Annotated in this window: 14 protein-coding genes; 1 reads left to right on the forward strand and 13 read right to left on the reverse strand. The window is 68.7% G+C overall.

The features are described from left to right. Positions 1 to 274: 274 nt before the first annotated feature. The 11 genes from JNUCC0626_RS27995 to JNUCC0626_RS28045 all read right to left on the reverse strand — a co-directional run bounded on the left by JNUCC0626_RS27995 (position 275) and on the right by JNUCC0626_RS28045 (position 14,087). The gene (locus tag JNUCC0626_RS27995) at positions 275 to 1,090 is read right to left on the reverse strand and encodes a sirohydrochlorin chelatase (protein ID WP_394613741.1); all 816 of its coding nucleotides are present in this window, start codon (positions 1,088 to 1,090) and stop codon (positions 275 to 277) included. Further along, the gene (locus tag JNUCC0626_RS28000; protein ID WP_394613742.1) at positions 984 to 2,081 is read right to left on the reverse strand and encodes a uroporphyrinogen-III synthase; all 1,098 of its coding nucleotides are present in this window, start codon (positions 2,079 to 2,081) and stop codon (positions 984 to 986) included. The genes JNUCC0626_RS27995 and JNUCC0626_RS28000 overlap by 107 nt, the downstream gene beginning before the upstream one ends. Next, positions 2,078 to 2,389, reverse strand: a complete 312-nt coding sequence (gene nirD, locus JNUCC0626_RS28005) for a nitrite reductase small subunit NirD (RefSeq protein ID WP_394613743.1) — start codon at positions 2,387 to 2,389, stop codon at positions 2,078 to 2,080. Before nirD ends, JNUCC0626_RS28000 begins: the two co-directional genes overlap by 4 nt. Then, positions 2,386 to 4,842 carry a nitrite reductase large subunit NirB gene (gene nirB / locus JNUCC0626_RS28010; RefSeq protein WP_394613744.1) on the reverse strand — a complete coding sequence of 819 codons (2,457 nt, stop codon included), beginning with the start codon at positions 4,840 to 4,842 and terminating at the stop codon, positions 2,386 to 2,388. The genes nirD and nirB overlap by 4 nt, the downstream gene beginning before the upstream one ends. Before the next feature lie 88 nt (positions 4,843 to 4,930). Further along, positions 4,931 to 6,232, reverse strand: a complete 1,302-nt coding sequence (locus JNUCC0626_RS28015) for an MFS transporter (RefSeq protein ID WP_394613745.1) — start codon at positions 6,230 to 6,232, stop codon at positions 4,931 to 4,933. A gap of 96 nt (positions 6,233 to 6,328) precedes the next feature. Continuing rightward, positions 6,329 to 7,759 carry an FAD-dependent oxidoreductase gene (locus JNUCC0626_RS28020; RefSeq protein WP_394613746.1) on the reverse strand — a complete coding sequence of 477 codons (1,431 nt, stop codon included), beginning with the start codon at positions 7,757 to 7,759 and terminating at the stop codon, positions 6,329 to 6,331. After that, positions 7,756 to 9,675: a molybdopterin oxidoreductase family protein gene (locus JNUCC0626_RS28025; protein WP_394613747.1), complete on the reverse strand. Its 1,920-nt coding sequence runs from the start codon at positions 9,673 to 9,675 to the stop codon at positions 7,756 to 7,758. Before JNUCC0626_RS28025 ends, JNUCC0626_RS28020 begins: the two co-directional genes overlap by 4 nt. Before the next feature lie 106 nt (positions 9,676 to 9,781). Next, entirely contained in the window at positions 9,782 to 10,579 is a 798-nt protein-coding gene (locus JNUCC0626_RS28030) for a TIGR02569 family protein (protein ID WP_394613748.1), read from the reverse strand. 266 nt (positions 10,580 to 10,845) lie between these two features. Beyond that, positions 10,846 to 12,018 (reverse strand): adenylyltransferase/sulfurtransferase MoeZ, encoded by a 1,173-nt coding sequence (gene moeZ, locus JNUCC0626_RS28035; protein ID WP_285646822.1) that lies wholly within the window; start codon positions 12,016 to 12,018, stop codon positions 10,846 to 10,848. A gap of 79 nt (positions 12,019 to 12,097) precedes the next feature. Further along, a complete protein-coding gene (locus tag JNUCC0626_RS28040) occupies positions 12,098 to 13,063 on the reverse strand; it encodes a DUF3152 domain-containing protein (RefSeq protein WP_394613749.1) in 966 nt (321 codons plus the stop codon). A gap of 70 nt (positions 13,064 to 13,133) precedes the next feature. Continuing rightward, a complete protein-coding gene (locus tag JNUCC0626_RS28045; protein WP_394613750.1) occupies positions 13,134 to 14,087 on the reverse strand; it encodes an alpha/beta fold hydrolase in 954 nt (317 codons plus the stop codon). Positions 14,088 to 14,212: 125 nt separating this feature from the next. On the opposite strand from JNUCC0626_RS28045, the gene JNUCC0626_RS28050 reads away from it, so the two are divergent. Beyond that, positions 14,213 to 14,842 carry a TetR/AcrR family transcriptional regulator gene (locus JNUCC0626_RS28050; protein WP_394613751.1) on the forward strand — a complete coding sequence of 210 codons (630 nt, stop codon included), beginning with the start codon at positions 14,213 to 14,215 and terminating at the stop codon, positions 14,840 to 14,842. A gap of 37 nt (positions 14,843 to 14,879) precedes the next feature. Here the strand turns inward: JNUCC0626_RS28050 and JNUCC0626_RS28055 are convergent, their stop codons facing one another. Both JNUCC0626_RS28055 and JNUCC0626_RS28060 read right to left on the reverse strand, forming a co-directional pair. Next, entirely contained in the window at positions 14,880 to 15,659 is a 780-nt protein-coding gene (locus JNUCC0626_RS28055; RefSeq protein ID WP_394613752.1) for an alpha/beta fold hydrolase, read from the reverse strand. Next, the gene (locus tag JNUCC0626_RS28060) at positions 15,632 to 16,519 is read right to left on the reverse strand and encodes an AurF N-oxygenase family protein (protein WP_394613753.1); all 888 of its coding nucleotides are present in this window, start codon (positions 16,517 to 16,519) and stop codon (positions 15,632 to 15,634) included. Before JNUCC0626_RS28060 ends, JNUCC0626_RS28055 begins: the two co-directional genes overlap by 28 nt. Positions 16,520 to 16,554: the final 35 nt, after the last annotated feature.

Raw genomic sequence — 16,554 nt, forward strand, 5'->3', positions numbered from 1 at the left:
ACGCAACCGCAGTCGCCAACGCAAGGCGACCACCGCCCAAGCCCGGCGCGCGCACGCAACCGGCAGCCACCAACGCACGCCCACCACCTACGAGTCCTGGCGTGGCGACGCGAAGCGAGCCCGAACGGGCTGATCAGCTCTGGGAAGCGGTTGCGCCGTTCATGGCGATTGGGGCTTGACCTTGAGGGGCTGGATGCCAACCTGTCCGGTCCGGCCGGGGAGCTTCTATCCCCGGCTTTTGAGGCCGCGAATGCATCCAGCTAGAGGCTCAAGGTCAAGCCCCAATCGCAACCCCGCTCATTCGTCTCGACCCAACGGAACCACCCTCGCAAGGCGACGAAACCCCAGGGACGCGACCAACCGCCTCCCAATACCTCCGCACCAACGCAGCAACAACCAGCGGATGGTCCCCAACAGGCTCAGAAACCAACTCCGCCCCACTCGCAGCCAACGACGAGTGGAACACCCCAGGCGCCAGCAACCACGAAGCAATCACAACCCGCCCGGACAACCCAGCCACCACATCGGCAATCCGAGGCGAGGCAGTAGCCACGTACCCAACGGCACAGGCCCCCACCATCTCAGCCGCCCGCCGAACCGTGGCCAACGCGGACACATCAGAAGACCCAGCAGCAGCCAACACCACAGAATCCCCAGCCCGAACCCCAACCTCAACCAACCGCTCCCGAACAGCCGGCACAGCATCCAGCCCCAACGGCGGAGTCACCACAACCCCGGCCCGCCCACCAACCTGCTCGGGAATGTCAACCCGAACGTGATACCCAGCAGCCAAGAACACCGGCACCACAACACAAGGCGAGTCCACAACAGACCGAACAGACGGCTCGAGCACATCCGCATAAGCAACAACCACAGGCACATCAACAAGTTCCTGCACCCGACCAGCAACCGCAGCACAAACCGCAAGCCCGCGAGCATCCCGAGTCCCGTGAAATGCCAACACCAGCTTCATACGGGCTCCCTCACACAGGCTCCATAGCAAGCCGATACCCCCGCTTGACGACGGTGCACACCATCTGCGGCGCCCCCAAAGCAGTCCGCAACCGCCCCACAGCAGCCTCCACCGCATGCTCCTCCCCACCGGAAGGCAACGCAGCCAACAACTCCTGCCGAGAAACCACCCGCCCCCGAGCAGCCACCAACGTCCGCAACACCGCCATGGGCGCAGGAGCAACAGGCCGCAGTTCCCCGTCGACCACCACAGCCTGAGCCCGCATCTCCATGTCCCGAGAAGCAATCCGCAACCGCAACGCCCGAGAAGGCAACTCCACAGCCAACTCCCGAACCATCGACCCGATCCGAGACCGAGCAGGCTGCACAACAGGAATCCCTGCAGCGACCAACGGCCCAGCGGTGATGGCCCCCACCCCCACCACCAGCACATCCCGCCGCAACCGAGAAACCAACGCCGCAGAATCAGGCGCAGACCGCAACACCGAAGCAGCAGCAGGCGCCGAAGTGAACGTCAAAGCATCAACAGACCCGGCAACCACAGCATCGATCAACCGCAACAACGGCCCGGAATTAGCCGGCGGCTCCCACCGATAAACGGGAATCTCGACGACATCGGCCCCAGCCGCCACCAACGACCCGACGAAATCCGGCAACGGCTCCCCGTGCAGCTGAACGGCAATCCGCTTCCCGGCAACCCCAAGACGCAACAGGTACTGCAACAACTCGGCATTGGACTCGGACGAAGGCGACCAGGCCTCCACCAACCCAGCCGCCCGCACGGCCCCCTTGGCCTTGGGCCCACGCGGCAACACCACGGCCCCTTCCAACGCCCGGTGCAACCGAGCCGCGAGCCCCCATCCCTCAGCAGCCTCGAACCACCCGCGAAACCCGATAGCCGTGGTAGCAACCACCACATCAACGGCCGACGACACCAACTCCAACGTCGCAGCGTGCAGAGTCGCGTCATCAGGCAAAGGCACGATCCGCAACGCAGGCCCGTGCATCACCGAGGCCCCCTTGCGCTCCAGCAACGCAATCAGCTCGTCCGCACGACGAGCCGCCGTGACACCGATCGTGAAGCCGGCCAACGGCAGCGGCCCGGTCATGTCAGCTCCACGACACCGTCACGCACGCGCACCCCGTGCACGGCAACGGAAACCGAAGGCGAGTCCAGGCACTTGCCGGTGGCCAGCGAAAAGGCCTGCTTGTAGACCGGCGACACCACCACGGCCTCGCCGCCCCGATCGCCGACGATCCCGCGGGACAGCACGGCCGCCCCGCTGAAGGGATCGATGTTGTCCAGGGCGTGCACCGAGCCGTCCGCGGTCAGGAACACCGCCACCTGCGATCCGTCCGGCAACAGGGCCGCGACCCCCTGCTCCGGACGCAGAGCCTCAACGCCACAGACGATCACCTGACGACCTCCGGTATTCCCAAGGACACGGGCACGCGCTGTCCCCGCTCCGCACGGAACGAGATGGTGGGGTCGGGAACCCCGGGGGCGTTCACGAACGAGGTGAACCGGGCGAGCTTCTCCTGGTCCTCCAGCACGCCGCGCCACTCGTCGGCGTAGTCGTCGACGTGCGAGGCCATCGCGGCCTCCAGCTCGGCGCAGATGCCGAGCTTGTCGTCGACGACGACCTCGCGCAGGTGGTCGAGGCCGCCGTCCAGGCCTTCCAACCACACCGAGGTGCGCTGCAACCGGTCGGCCGTGCGGATGTAGAACATCAGGAACCGGTCGATGATGCGGATCAACGACGCGGTGTCCACATCGGACACCAGCAGGTCGGCGTGCCGGGGCGTGAAGCCTCCGTTGCCGCCCACGTAGAGGTTCCAGCCGTTCTCGGTGGCGATCACGCCGAAGTCCTTCGACCGCGCCTCCGCACACTCACGTGCACAGCCCGACACCGCCGACTTGAGCTTGTGCGGCGACCGCAACCCGCGATACCGCAGCTCCAACTCGATCGCGAGCCCGACGGAATCCTGCACCCCGTACCGACACCACGTCGTACCGACGCAGGACTTCACCGTGCGCAACGACTTGCCGTAGGCGTGCCCGGACTCGAACCCGGCGTCCACCAACCGGCGCCAGATCAACGGCAACTGGTCCACGGTCGCCCCGAACAGGTCGATCCGCTGCCCGCCGGTGATCTTCGTGTAGAGCCCGAAGTCGCGGGCCACCTCACCGATGACGATCAGCTTCTCCGGCGTGATCTCGCCGCCGGGAATGCGCGGCACGACCGAGTACGTCCCGTTGCGCTGCATGTTCGCGAGGAACCGGTCGTTGGTGTCCTGCAACGAGACCTGCGAGGCACCGAGGATGTGCCCGTTGCCCAGCGAAGCCAGGATCGAGGCCACCGCAGGCTTGCAGATGTCACACCCGCGACCGGTCCCGTGCCGCGCGACGAGCTCGGAGAACGTGGAAACCCGAGTGGCCCGCACGATCTCGAACAGCTCGGCCCGCGAGTGCGTGAAGTGCTCGCACAACGCCTTGGACTGCTCGACCCCGCACTCCGTCAGCAGCTTCTTCAACATCGGCACGCACGAACCGCACCCGGTGCCGGCCTTGGTGCACGCCTTCAACTCGGCCACGTCACAGGCAACCCCGGACACGATCGCGTCCGTGATCGTCTGCTTGGTCACCGCCAGGCACGAGCAGACCTGCGCGTCAGCAGGCATCTCGACGTCAACTGCCCCACCGGGCTGCAGCAGTGCAGCCGGAATTTCCTTGCCCACCAACGGCCGCAGCGACAGGTAGGAAGAAGCGTCGCCGACCAGCACGCCACCCAGCAACGTCCGGGCGTCGTCAGACACCACGAGCTTGCTGTAAGTGCCGGCGACAGCGTTGTTGACGACGACCTCGAGCGCTCCCTCGGTGGCAGCGTGCGCGTCACCGAACGAGGCCACGTCCACGCCGAGCAGCTTCAGCTTCGTGGACACGTCCGCACCGGGGAACGTCCGCGCACCACCGGCGAGCTGGTCCGCGACCACCTCGGCCATCGAGTAACCGGGCGCCACGAGTCCGTACGTCACGCCTTCGACCGCAGCGCACTCACCGATGGCGAACACAGCGGGATCAGCCGTCCGGCAGGCCTCGTCGACCAGGTACCCGCCGCGTGGCCCCAGTTCCAGCCCCAGGTCGAGGTCGGTCCGCGGCCGGATGCCGGCGCTGAACACCACGACGTCGAGGTCCAGCTCCAGGCCGGACGCCAGCCGCGCGATCAACCGCGACCCGTCCCGTTCGATGGACGAAGCGGAGGTCCCGGTGTGCACGGTCAGGTCGAGCTTCTCGACCAGCCGCTTCAGCAACGACGCACCGCCGTCGTCGACCTGGATCGGCATCAGCCGCGGCGCCAGCTCCACGACGTGCGGCGACACTCCCATGCCGCGCAACGCGTTGGCGGCCTCCAGCCCGAGCAACCCGCCACCCAGCACCATCCCGGACTTGCGCCCAGGCCGGGACGCGGCCTCCACGGTCGTGCGGATCGCGTCCAGGTCGTCGATGGTCCGGTAGACGTGGCAACCGGGCAGGTCGCGGCCGGGCACCGGCGGCACGAACGGCACCGAGCCGGTCGCGAGCACCAGAGCGTCGTACGGAACCTCGACACCGGAAGCCCCGACGACCACGCGCCGTTCCCGGTCCACCGACACGACCTTCTCGCCGAGCCGCAGCTCGCAGCCGGTCAGCGCGGGCAGTTCCAGGCCGTCCGAGCTCCAGCTGTCCACATAGGACGACAGCGCCACCCGGTCGTACGCGGGGCGGGATTCCTCGCCGAACACGACGATCCGCCACGCGGAGTCGCGCAGGAGGTCGACGAGCCGGTGGCCCACCATGCCGTGGCCGATCACGACCAGCGTTCGAGTCATCGGAGTCCCTCCTTCCGCCCCGGCATCGTCACCGGGCCGTGTGTCATCCCCAGGTCTGCTGTGTGTCGGCGCGGTAAAGCGGCCGCGGTCACACGCCCGCGTGGGCGAGCGACGGACGTGCCGCGAACACGGTGCGGCGCAGGTAGAACCACCAGGTGGTGGCGAGGCAGAGGCCGTAGAAGACGAGGATCGCGGTGAGCGCGGGCGTCAGCGTCTTCGAACCCTCCAGCGAGAACTTGAAGACGAGGTTCACCAGCACGCCACCGGCCGCGCCGATCGCGCCCGCGATGCCGACCACGGCGGCGGCCTGGCGCTTCGCGGACTTGTCGTCGGCGGACTGCGTGCGGAAGATCGCCGGGATCATCCGGTACGTCGAGCCGTTGCCCACGCCCGCCAGCACGAACAAGGCGATGAACGAACCGAAGAACAGCGCGAAGTTCTTCGTGTCGACGCTGAGGATGACGCCCAGGGTGCCGATCGCGAGCCCGACGAACGTCCCGAGCGTCACCTTGGCGCCGCCGATCCGGTCCGCGAGCCACCCGCCGAGCGGCCGGGCCACCGACCCGATCAACGCACCGAGGAACGCGAGCGCCACCCAGCCCTTGTGATCCGCGAAGGCGAGCTTGATCAGCGACGGGAACGCGAACGAGAACCCGATGAACGATCCGAACGTCCCGATGTACAGGAACGACATCACCCACGTGTGCTGGTTCGACAGCGCGAGCTTGTACGACTGCCCGTCCGGCTTGGCCTGCGTCAGGCTGTCCATGAAGAACCACGCGCAGGCCGTCGCGACGACGATGAACGGCATCCAGATCAACGCCGCGTAGGCGAGGTTGACGCCGGTGCCGATGGTGATCACGATCGGCACGAGCAGCTGCGTGATCGCGACGCCGAGGTTGCCACCGGCCGCGTTCAGGCCGAGCGCCAGCCCCTTCTTGCCCTCGGGGTAGAAGAACGAGATGTTCGCCATCGAGGACGAGAAGTTGCCGCCACCCAACCCCATCGCGGCCGACGTGAGCAGGAAGAACCAGTACGGCGTACCCGGCGTGCTGACCGCGTAGGTGAGCATCGCGCACGGGATGAGCAGCAGCCCGGCGCTGATCGTCGTCCACGCCCGGCCACCGAACCGCGGCACCGCGAACGTGTACGGCACCCGCAGCGCCGCGCCGACCAGGTTCGGCACGATCAGCAGCCAGAACTGCTGGCCCACGCTGAAGTCGAAGCCGACCGACCCCAGGCTCACCACCACGATGCTCATCAGCACCCACACGCTGAACCCGAGGTTCTCCGCGAGAATCGAGAACGCCAGGTTCTTGCGCGCGATCCGGCGGCCCTTGCTCTCCCAGAACTCGGGCTTCTCCGGCTCCCAGTGGTCGATCCAGCTCATTGAAGTCCTCCGCGGGTCGGCGTTGCCCGGAAACCTAAGAACCGCGCGTTACCAGGACGTTCTGGCCGATGACGGCGACGGCAACTCCGCCGCACATCACGCCGGGGCCGGCTGTGAGGCGCCGAGCCAGTCGAGCAGTCCGCACACCGCGTCCTTGCACCCACCGCACCCGGTCGTGGCCCGCGTGGCCTCCGCGAGCTGCGGCAACGACTCCGCCCCCGCCCGCCACGCCGACACGATCTGTCCTTTGGAGACGGTGTTGCACCGGCAGATCACCGCGCTGGACGGCAGATCGGCGGGCGACGCGGCCTCGGCCGGCAACGCCCTGCCGAGCAGGAGTGCGAGCCGGTCCGTCGGCGCCGGGATGCCCCGGTCGTAGAGCTGCGTGATCGTGGCGGCCGCGTCCGGCGCACCGAGCACGATCGCGCCGGCCACCCGGTCGTCGCGCAGCACGAGCTTGGCGTACCGGCCGCGCGAAGGTTCCTGGAAGCACAGGACTTCCGAGTCGGGACAGTCGACGTCCACGTGCACGTCCCCCAGTGCCGCCAGGTCCACGTCCCGCGCCTTGAGCCTGGTGACGACGGATGTGCCGTTGTACCGGGCGGCCGGGTTCGCGCCGGTCAGGCGGTCGGCGAGGACTGCGGCCTGGTCCCACGCGGGTTGCACCAGACCCGACACCGTGCCGGGGTGCTGGGCGCAGTCGCCGATGGCGTGGATGCGCGGGTCGCTGGTGCGGAGCGCGTCGTCGACGACGATGCCGCGATCGACTTTCAGCCCTGCCTTGAGCGCGAGGGTCGTTTCGGCGCGCACGCCTGCGGACACCACGACCAGTTCAGCCGGGACGTGGGTGCCGTCGTCGAGGACGAGGCCGTCGCCGGGCAGGTACTTGGCGGCCAGGGCGTTCAGGCGGAACTCGATGCCGAGCTTGCCCAGGGTGCGGGCCAGGACGCCGCCGGCGCCGGGGTCGAGTTGGCGTTCCATGAGGTGGCCGACGGGGTGGACGACGGTGACGAGGCAACCGCGTCCGGCCAGGCCTCGCGCTGCTTCGATGCCGAGGAGGCCGCCGCCGAGAACGACCACGGGGGCGCCTTTGTCGGCGGCGGTCGCGATCTGGGCGCAGTCGTCGAGGGTGCGGAAGGCGACGACTCCGGGGGCGAGCTTGCCGTCTTCGAGAAGGCCCTCGGCCGGTGGGACCCAGGGGACGCTGCCGGTCGCCAGGACGAGCGCGTCGTAAGGAACTGCTTCACCAGAACCGAGTTCGATCGTTCGCGTGGCGCGGTCGATCCCCACCACCTCGGTGCCCAACCGCAGGTCGATGCCGTGCTCCGCCGCCCACCCCTCGTCGTGCAGCCGCGTCGACTCCGGCGTCATCGCCCCCGCCACCACCGTCGACAGCAGCACCCGGTTGTAGGCGGCGTGCGGCTCCGCACCCACCACGGTCACCGACACGTCCGGGTCCCGGCGGCGCAGTTCGTCCGCCAGCCGCGCACCCGCCATGCCGTACCCGACGATCACGACTCGCCTCATGCCCGCTCCAATCGCACCGCGCACACCTTGAACTCGGGCATCCGGCTCGTGGGGTCGAGCGCGGGGTTGGTGAGCAGGTTCGCCCGCCCGTCACCGGGGAAGTGGAACGGCAGGAAGACCGCGTCGGCCCGCATGCTCGGCACGCAGCGCACGACCGCCGTCACCGTTCCGCGCCTGGACACGACGTGTGCCAGACCGTTCGGAGTCAGCCCCGCGCGCGAGGCCGTGTCCGGGTGCATCTCCACGTACATCTCAGGAACGGCCTTCATCAGCTCACCGACGAGCCGCGTCTGCGCGCCCGACTGGTAGTGCTGCAGGACGCGGCCGGTGGTGGCCTGCAACGGGTACTCGGCGTCCGGCGGTTCGGCCGGGCCTCGGTGGTCGACGGGGACGAAGCGAGCCAGGCCGTCGGCATGCGCGAACCGGTCGAGGAAGAGCCTCGGCGTGCCGGGGTGGTCGACTGAGGGCACCGGCCAGTGCAGCTGCTCGGTCTCCAGCCGCTCGTACGTGATGCCCGAGTAGTCGGAGAGGCCGCCCGCCGATGCGCGCCGCAGTTCCTCGAAGACCTCTTGCGGCACAACGGGAAACCCGTCGGGGACACCCAGCCGAGCAGCCAACCCGTTCAGCAGTTCCAGGTCGCTGCGGACGCCGGGAGGTGGGTCGAGTGCCTTGCGGCGCCTGATGATCCGGCCCTCGAGGTTGGTCATGGTGCCGTCTTCCTCGGCCCACTGCGTCACCGGGAACACGACGTCGGCCATCGCCGCCGTCTCCGACATCACGAAGTCCGCCACCACCAACAGGTCCAGCGACCGCAACCGGTCGGCCACACCGGACGCGCGCGGTGCCGACACCACCGGGTTGCTGCCGAACACCAGCATGGCCTTGATGTCCTCGGCGACCAGCAGTTCGTACGCGCTGCGGCCGGGACCGGGCAGCCACGAGACACCCCAGACGTCCATGATGTGCTGCCGCGCAACGGGATCGTCGATCTTGCGGTAGCCCGGCAACTGGTCGGCCTTCTGCCCGTGCTCGCGGCCGCCCTGGCCGTTGCCCTGCCCGGTCAGGCAGCCGTAGCCCGAGCCAGCGCGGCCGGGAAGTCCCAAGGCCAACGCCAGGTTGATCCAGGCCGAGACGGTGTCGGTGCCGGACGCGTGTTGCTCGGTACCGCGCCCGCTCAAGATGTACGACCGGCCTGCCAGCATGTGCACGGCGGCGCGCTGGTCCGCGGCGGAGACGCCGGTGACGCGTTCGGTCTGCTCCGGCCACCACGACGCCGCGACGCGCCACGCGTCGTCGAAACCCGTTGTGCGCGCGGAGATGTACTCCTTGTCGATCACGCCCTCGATGACGGCGGTGTGCAGCAAACCCAGTGCCAGTGCCAGATCGGTGCCCGGTGCGGGCTGCAGGTGCAACGTCGCCCGCTCGGCGGTGGCGGTGCGGCGCGGGTCGATGACGATCAGCCGCGCGCCTTCGAGGTGCCGCAGGAACGGCGGCATCGTCTCGGCCGGGTTCGAGCCCGCGAGCAGCACGGTGTCCGCGGTGCGCAGGTCCGTCAACGGAAACGGCATCCCGCGGTCCAGTCCGAACGCCTTGTTGCCCGCCGCGGCGGCAGACGACATGCAGAACCGGCCGTTGTAGTCGATCTGCGAGGTCTTCAAGGCCACCCGCGCGAACTTGCCGAGTGCGTAAGCCTTTTCGTTCGTCAGCCCGCCGCCGCCGAACACGGCGACCTCGTCGGGCTCGTAGAACTGGATCCGCGACGCCACGTAGTCCAGCGCCTCGTCCCACGACACCGGCACGCCGTGCAGCAGCGGAGTGGTGAGCCGGCCGGGGTGCCGCAGCAACTCCCCCGCCGTCCAGCCCTTCTGGCACAGCCCACCGGGACCAGGGGCCACCTGGCCGTCGATGACGCTCATGGAGCACTGCAGCGCGCAGTAAGGGCAATGGGTCACGCCTCCGAACGCTAAGAAGCGCTCGTTAACCCAAAGCGATGCAATGTTTCGTCAGTGGAAATTGGCCCGCTCAGAGCAGTGCGGTGACGAAGTGAGCAGCTCGTTCCAAGCCCGCAAAGGACTGCGGCGTTGACAACGGGTGCAGCGCGTGCACGGCGAGCCGGAACATCGTCGCCCGCACCAGCGCCTGCTCCCACTCGGCCTGGTGGCTCCAGCGGTGGAACAGACCGGTGTCCGCGCCACCCCACGCCACGGCGTCCACGGCGATCACGGCCGCGGCCCACTCGGCGGGACGCCAGTACGCGGTGAAGTCGATGACGGCCGGCGGGGCGTTGCCCGCGAACAGCACGTTGCCGAACAGGTCCCCGTGCACGACCTGCGACTGCAGGTTGGTCGGCTTGCGCAGGTCCTTCAGCTGGTCGAACAGCCGTCCGCCGAGATCGGCGTCGAGCGGCACGTCCTCCTCGCCCCACGCCTTGCGGTCCGCGACGGCGAACACGTCGGTGCGCGAGTCGAGAAACCGGGGCTTCGGCAGTTCTGCCGTGGCCTGGTGCAGGCGCTGGGCGACGGCGATGACCTCGTCGTGGCGCGGTTCGGCCCGTCCGGCCAGGAACTTGGTGGCGGACCAGCCGCCGACGACGTACCGGCCGTCGGTCGACCGCAAAGGCCTGCCGATGCGCAGGTGGTGGACGTCGAGACCGTCGAGGGTCTTCGCGATCCAGGTGGCCTCGGCGGGCTTGGGCGCGGGCCTGATCGTGGCGTCACCGCACCGCCAGGCCGGGCCGCCGTCGATGAGCTCGGGTTCGGCGTCACGAGCCCCGAACGCCGCACGCACGTGCGCTGGGGGCGGTTCGGGGGAGCGGGTCACGGTCGGGCACGCTACCTGCTTAGACCGTCCGGGTGGTGGATCACGGCACGTGGTGATTCGCGCCGCCACTCGAAAAGCCGAACGAGTGACGGGTGCTTTCGGGTGTCAATGCCCCCGAAAGCAGCAGTGTTCGATCGCCCCTGCTCCGCAGATGGCGGCGAGTTCGTCGAGAAGTCGGTCGTCCGGCCGAATCGTTCTCGTCGGATTGGGCTGCGCCGAATCCGACGAGAACGGTTGACCGGACGACCGACACGAACTCGCGAGCGCTAGTACGTCGGCAGGCTCGGGTCCACCTCGCGGGCCCACGCCAGCACGCCGCCACCGACGTGCACGGCGTCGGAGAAGCCCGCCTTGTGCAGCGCCGCCAGGGCCTCCGCCGAGCGCGCACCGGACTTGCAGTGCAGCACCAGCGGCTTGTCCTGCGGGAGTTCGGAGAACGCCTCGCCGGACAGGATCTTGTCCTTCGGGATCAGCACGGAACCGGGGATCCGGACGATCTCGAACTCGTGCGGCTCGCGCACGTCCACCAGCAGGAAGTCCTCACCGGACTCCTGCTTGTGCTTGAGCTCGAGCGGCGTGATCGTGTTGCCCGCGGCCGCCTGTTGCGCGTCCGTGGACACGACCCCGCAGAACGCCTCGTAGTCGATCAGCTCGGTGATCTTCGGGGACTCCGGGTCCTTGCGGATCTTGATGGTCCGGTACGACATCTCCAGCGCGTCGTAGACCATCAGGCGGCCCAGCAGCGGGTCGCCGATGCCCGTGAGCAGCTTGATCGCCTCGGTCACCATGATCGAGCCGATCGACGCGCACAGCACGCCCAGCACGCCGCCCTCGGCGCACGACGGGACCATGCCGGGAGGCGGCGGCTCCGGGTAGAGGTCGCGGTAGTTGAGGCCCTGGCCGTTCGGGGCGTCCTCCCAGAAGACGCTGACCTGGCCCTCGAACCGGAAGATCGAACCCCACACGTACGGCTTGCCCAGCAGCACCGCGGCGTCGTTCACCAGGTACCTGGTGGCGAAGTTGTCGGTGCCGTCGAGGATCAGGTCGTAGTCGCGGAAGATCTCCAGCGCGTTCTCGGAGTTGAGGTGCGTCTGGTGCAGGATCACCTTGACGAACGGGTTGATCTCGGCGACCGAGTCGCGCGCCGACTCCGCCTTCGGGCGGCCGACGTCGGACTGGCCGTGGATCACCTGGCGTTGCAGGTTCGACTCGTCCACGACGTCGAAGTCCACGACGCCGAGCGTGCCGACCCCGGCCGCGGCCAGGTACAGCAGTGCCGGGCTGCCCAGGCCGCCCGCGCCGACGACGAGCACCTTCGCGTTCTTCAGCCGCTTCTGCCCGTCCACCCCGACGTCCGGGATGATCAGGTGCCGGCTGTAGCGCGCGACTTCTTCCTTGGTCAGCTCCGCGGCTGGCTCAACGAGCGGCGGAAGCGCCATGCTGGTCCTCCTCGACGAATGTCTCCGTGTCCGAGACAACGTCTACCCTGCCTCGACTCTTCCCCGTTGGAAAGCTGTCTCAGCCTGCGGGAAAGGCGTTCGTCTTGCACACCTTGCCGTCGGCGGGCACGACGTCCTGGCCCGCGTTGAGCTGCGCGACGAAGTCGTTCGCGACGCCGAACGTCTGCTGCATCATCACGGGGGCCGGCGCGTCGTTCTCCTGGCAGGCCGCGTGGCCGTTGCCCAGAGCGTGCCCGACCTCGTGGTTGATCACGTAGGTGCGGTATCCGGCCAGGTCGGGGCCGTAGACCATGGCACCGCGGACCCAGCGGGCGACGTTGATGACCACGCGCTTCTGACCGGGGTTGTAGCAGGAGGTCTCGAACGGGATCTCCTTGCCGCAAAGCGTGTGCGTGGTCTTCGTGGTGGTGAGCGTCACGGTGAAGTCGGGGTTCTGGTTCCCCTCGACCCGCTGCAACGCGACCTGCTTCGTGCCGATCCAGCTGCGCGGGTCGGCCAGGATGCCGTCGATCGTGCGCGCGAACGCGGCCGCGTCGTCGTTGTAGTCCGCCGCGTTGACGCCGTCCTCGATGGCGATCGCGTACTTGCGGAACTTCTGCGCGCCCGCGTCACCGATGCGCTGACCGGCGCCGGCGATGGCCTTGAACGTGCCGACGCCGTTCTCCGAGAACGCCGGACCGCCCGGGAGCTCGGCGGTCGGGATGTTGAGCACCGGCTTCTGCTTCGGCACCTCGGAGGCGGGGACCTCGGGCGTGCTGGCGGGCGTCTCGGCGGCGTTCGTGCTGCCGGTCTCACCGCCAGCGCCCGTCTTGGGCTGGACGGTGTCGAGCACCACCAGCGCCGTCAGCACCAGCAGCACGGGGATCGCGTAGATCCGCCACCCGTAGTTGGAGACGAGTTTCTTCATCCCGCTCTTCTTGCGCGGGCGTCGCATGGCCTGGGTCGCATCCGGTTCCCAGGCGGCCGCGAGCGGTTCCGCGCTGGTCCGCCGCTCGCCGCGGCGGTAGCGGTCGGAGGGCGGCACAGGACGTCCTCGCTCGGGGGCGCGATTCACGTCGTCCAGGGTCCCACATCCCCCGTATAGCCGTCGTTCGTCACCATGTGTGTCGGTCGACCGCCTCCCACATGCCCAGCACGGCCCTCGCCACGGTGGCGGGCCGCTCCATCTGGGCGACATGGCCGGTCTTGGGGAGCACGAGCAGTCGCCCCTTGGGCAGCAGCCGCGCGGTCCGCGGCCCCTTCTGCACGCTGACGAGCCGGTCGTTCTCGCCCCACAACACCAGCGTCGGCGCCTTGACCAGCGGCAGCAGCCGCCACAGCGACTTCGGGCCGGGCGTGAGCCAGCTCTGCATCAGCCCGAACGTGCTGCGGTTGAGCGCCTGCCCCGCCCACTTCTGCCGGGCGCGCTCCTCGTTCTCCTTGATCGACTCCTCGATGCGGTGGTCCGGCACCACGCTCGGGTCCGCGAAGCACAACGTGAGCATCTGCCGGGTGCGTTCGTGCGCGGTGAGCTTGGCGAGTTCACGGCGGACCTTCGACCCGATGATCGGCAGCACCGCGAGCGCCATCCGCGGGTCGGACATGCGGTCGAGCCGCGGCCTCAGGTCGGGCACCGCCGGCGAGACGAGCGTGAGCGTCCTCACCAGATCCGGCCTGCTCGCGGCAACGATGACCGAGATCGCGCCACCCATGGAGTTGCCGAACAGGTGCACCGGCTCGTCGAACGTCTCCAGGTACTTGATGACCGTGCGGGCGTGCGTGGCGAGGCTGAAGTCGTACCCGGGAACCGGCTCGGACCGCCCGAACCCGGGCAGGTCGACCGAGTAGCCGCTGACGTGGTCCTTGAGCTGGGTCGCCAGGTCCGTCCAGTTCGTCGCCGACCCTCCGAGCCCGTGCACGTAGACCGCTTTCGGCCCGTCTCCCGGCGTCACCCTGACGTGCACCTCATGGCCGTCCACCTGGTGCAACTCTCCAGGCCACGGCGTTTGCGACGTGTCCAGCGGAGGCAGCGAGACGGTGGACAACGGGGCAGGAATCAGGGTGCTCACCAGACCAGGATGCGGGAAATCGGGCGCAGATGGTTCCCGCATGTGGGCTACCAGCGAGTAAGGTTGCGCTCAGCCTCGGTCAGGCAACCCCTCTCCGACGGCGCATCACTCGTGCTGGAGGCACCATGACGGAGACGGCGCAGAGCGCACCCGCAGGCAGGGGCGTTCGACTGCCGCGCACCGCCCGCCGCGCGCAACTTCTCGCGGCCGCGCAGGACGTGTTCGTCGCCAACGGCTACCACGCCGCGGCGATGGACGAGATCGCCGAGCGAGCAGGCGTGTCGAAGCCGGTGCTGTACCAACACTTCCCGGGCAAGCTCGAGCTCTACATGGCACTCCTCGAGTCCCATGTGGACGAGCTGGTCGGCCGCGTCCGCACGGCCATCGGCTCGTCGTCCGACAACAAGCTCCGCGTCCGCGCCGCCGTGGCCGCCTTCTACGACTTCGTGGACGGCGAGGGCCAGGCGTTCCGCATGGTGTTCGAGTCGGACCTCCGCTCGGAGCCGTCCGTGCAGTCGGCCGTGGAACGCGCGACCACCGATTCGGTCGACGCGATCACCGAGACGATCACGGCCGATGCCGGGCTGGACGAGGAACGGGCTCGGTTGCTGGCCGTCGGGCTGGTCGGGTTGTCGCAGGTCACCGCCCGGTCCTGGCTGGCGGACAACCGGCGCGTGCCCAAGGAGGACGCGGTGGCGTTGATCTCCAACTTGGCTTGGCGCGGCATCGGCGGCGGGTTCCCGCTCCAGCACTGACCGCACGAAAAAAGGGCCCGCGAGTGCGGGCCCTTTTTCACATCAGCGCGGCTATGCGTCTCGCCACGTCCTCTGACCGTTCCAACGGCAACATGTGCCCGGTCCTCGGGTAGATCACGAACTCGGCCGACGGCAACGCCTCCGCCAGCACCCGCGAGTGCCGCATCGGCGTCAGCACGTCCCAGGACCCGGCCATCACCACCGTCGGAATGTCGGACAGAACAGCCAAAGCCTCCCGCCGCTGATGCAGCGTGAGCTCCTCCCGGATCCCGACGAACGCCTCCCCGGAGGTGTTCCCGGCCATCGCCGCGGCGGCCCGCACATCAGCCCAGCGCGGCCGACGCCCGAACGTCACCCGCAGCCCGGGTGTGATCACCCGCCCGAACCCGACCCGAGCCCGCTTGCCCAGCCACTTCCCGGCCAGCCGCTCCACCGCGAGCTGCCGGGGCAGGTTCCCGCACGAGGTCGCGATCAACGCCACCCCGGACACCCGCGAGAACAACTCTGGCCGTTGCTCGGCCAACGCCATGATCGTCATGCCGCCGAGCGAATGCCCGGCCAGCACGATCCGCCCGGTGGGCGCAACGGACTCCAGCACGGCAGCCAGATCATCGGCCAGCTCGGAAATGGTCCCGGAACCCGAAGACCCACCGTGGCCGCGCACGTCGTACCGCACCACCCGGCCAGGCAGTGCGGCGGCAACGCGGTCCCAGGTGGTCAGATCCATGGTCCAGCCGTGCAGCAACACAGCGGTCACGTCGGAGGACGAAGGCCCCGACGTGACGATCTTCAGACGATCAAGAACGAGCGACGCCATGCGTGCATCCCCGGCTTTCCGACGAGTCCGGCCTCCTGCAGGAACGACATGATCCGTTCGCCCGACCAGCGGATGGTCTCCTGGAACCGCGGGTTGCCCAGCGCCTGGCGGTGGGCCTCGCGGACGTCCAGACCGACGGCCGCGTAGACCTCGGGGTTGATGATCGTGCGGGTGATCATCATCGACACGGTCGCGATGAGCCACTTCTGGTACGGCTTCTCGAAGCCGCGCAGGCCTTCCATGCCGCGGGTGAGCTCCTCGCGGGCGAAGCGGACGTGGCGGGCCTCTTCGAGCACGTGGATGCGGTTGACCATGCGCACGAGCGGCTGCACGGTCTCGTCGTTCATCGCCTCGCGCTGCAGGCGGTCGAGGATCTCCTCGGCGACCAGGATCGAGCCGTACATCGCGGGGCCGTAGCCGATGGTCGGCAGCAGCTTGCCCAGTCGGTGCGTGTGCTGCCTCGGGCCGTAGGGCGGGCAGCCGATGCGTTCGACCAGGCGCGCGAACATCGTCGAGTGCCGGCACTCGTCGGCCACCTCGGTGAGCGCGTACTGGGCGTGCCGCGAGGTCGGGTCGGTGTTGTAGACGACCTTCACCAGCATCTGCATGAGCAGCAGTTCGAACCACAGGCCGACGGACGCGATCGACGCGAGCTCGTGCTTGGACAGCTCGATGCGCTGTTCCTGGGTCAACGTGTCGTAGAGAGGCGTGCCGTAGAGCGAAATGCGCTGTTCAGGGATGTAGAAGAGGCCGTCCACCAGAGGTGCGGACCAGTCGATGTCCACCTCGGGGTCGTAGAACTTCTCGGCGGACGACTTGAGCAGCCGTTCCGCGGTCTTCTCCCGATCGGCGACCCTCATCGATTGCCCTCCCCGGTAAGTGTTACTTGAGGTAA

Source organism: Lentzea sp. JNUCC 0626 (genome assembly GCF_043632865.1).
Lineage (GTDB): Bacteria > Actinomycetota > Actinomycetes > Mycobacteriales > Pseudonocardiaceae > Lentzea.

Coding starts and splice junctions, on each gene's coding strand:
- JNUCC0626_RS27995 (WP_394613741.1), bottom strand. CDS start 1,090: ATGCGGTGGAGGCTGCTGTGGGGCGGTTGCGGACTGCTTTGGGGGCGC.
- JNUCC0626_RS28000 (WP_394613742.1), bottom strand. CDS start 2,081: ATGACCGGGCCGCTGCCGTTGGCCGGCTTCACGATCGGTGTCACGGCG.
- nirB (WP_394613744.1), bottom strand. CDS start 4,842: ATGACTCGAACGCTGGTCGTGATCGGCCACGGCATGGTGGGCCACCGG.
- JNUCC0626_RS28015 (WP_394613745.1), bottom strand. CDS start 6,232: ATGAGCTGGATCGACCACTGGGAGCCGGAGAAGCCCGAGTTCTGGGAG.
- JNUCC0626_RS28020 (WP_394613746.1), bottom strand. CDS start 7,759: ATGAGGCGAGTCGTGATCGTCGGGTACGGCATGGCGGGTGCGCGGCTG.
- JNUCC0626_RS28025 (WP_394613747.1), bottom strand. CDS start 9,675: ATGAGCGTCATCGACGGCCAGGTGGCCCCTGGTCCCGGTGGGCTGTGC.
- moeZ (WP_285646822.1), bottom strand. CDS start 12,018: ATGGCGCTTCCGCCGCTCGTTGAGCCAGCCGCGGAGCTGACCAAGGAA.
- JNUCC0626_RS28050 (WP_394613751.1), top strand. CDS start 14,213: ATGACGGAGACGGCGCAGAGCGCACCCGCAGGCAGGGGCGTTCGACTG.
- JNUCC0626_RS28055 (WP_394613752.1), bottom strand. CDS start 15,659: ATGGCGTCGCTCGTTCTTGATCGTCTGAAGATCGTCACGTCGGGGCCT.
- JNUCC0626_RS28060 (WP_394613753.1), bottom strand. CDS start 16,519: ATGAGGGTCGCCGATCGGGAGAAGACCGCGGAACGGCTGCTCAAGTCG.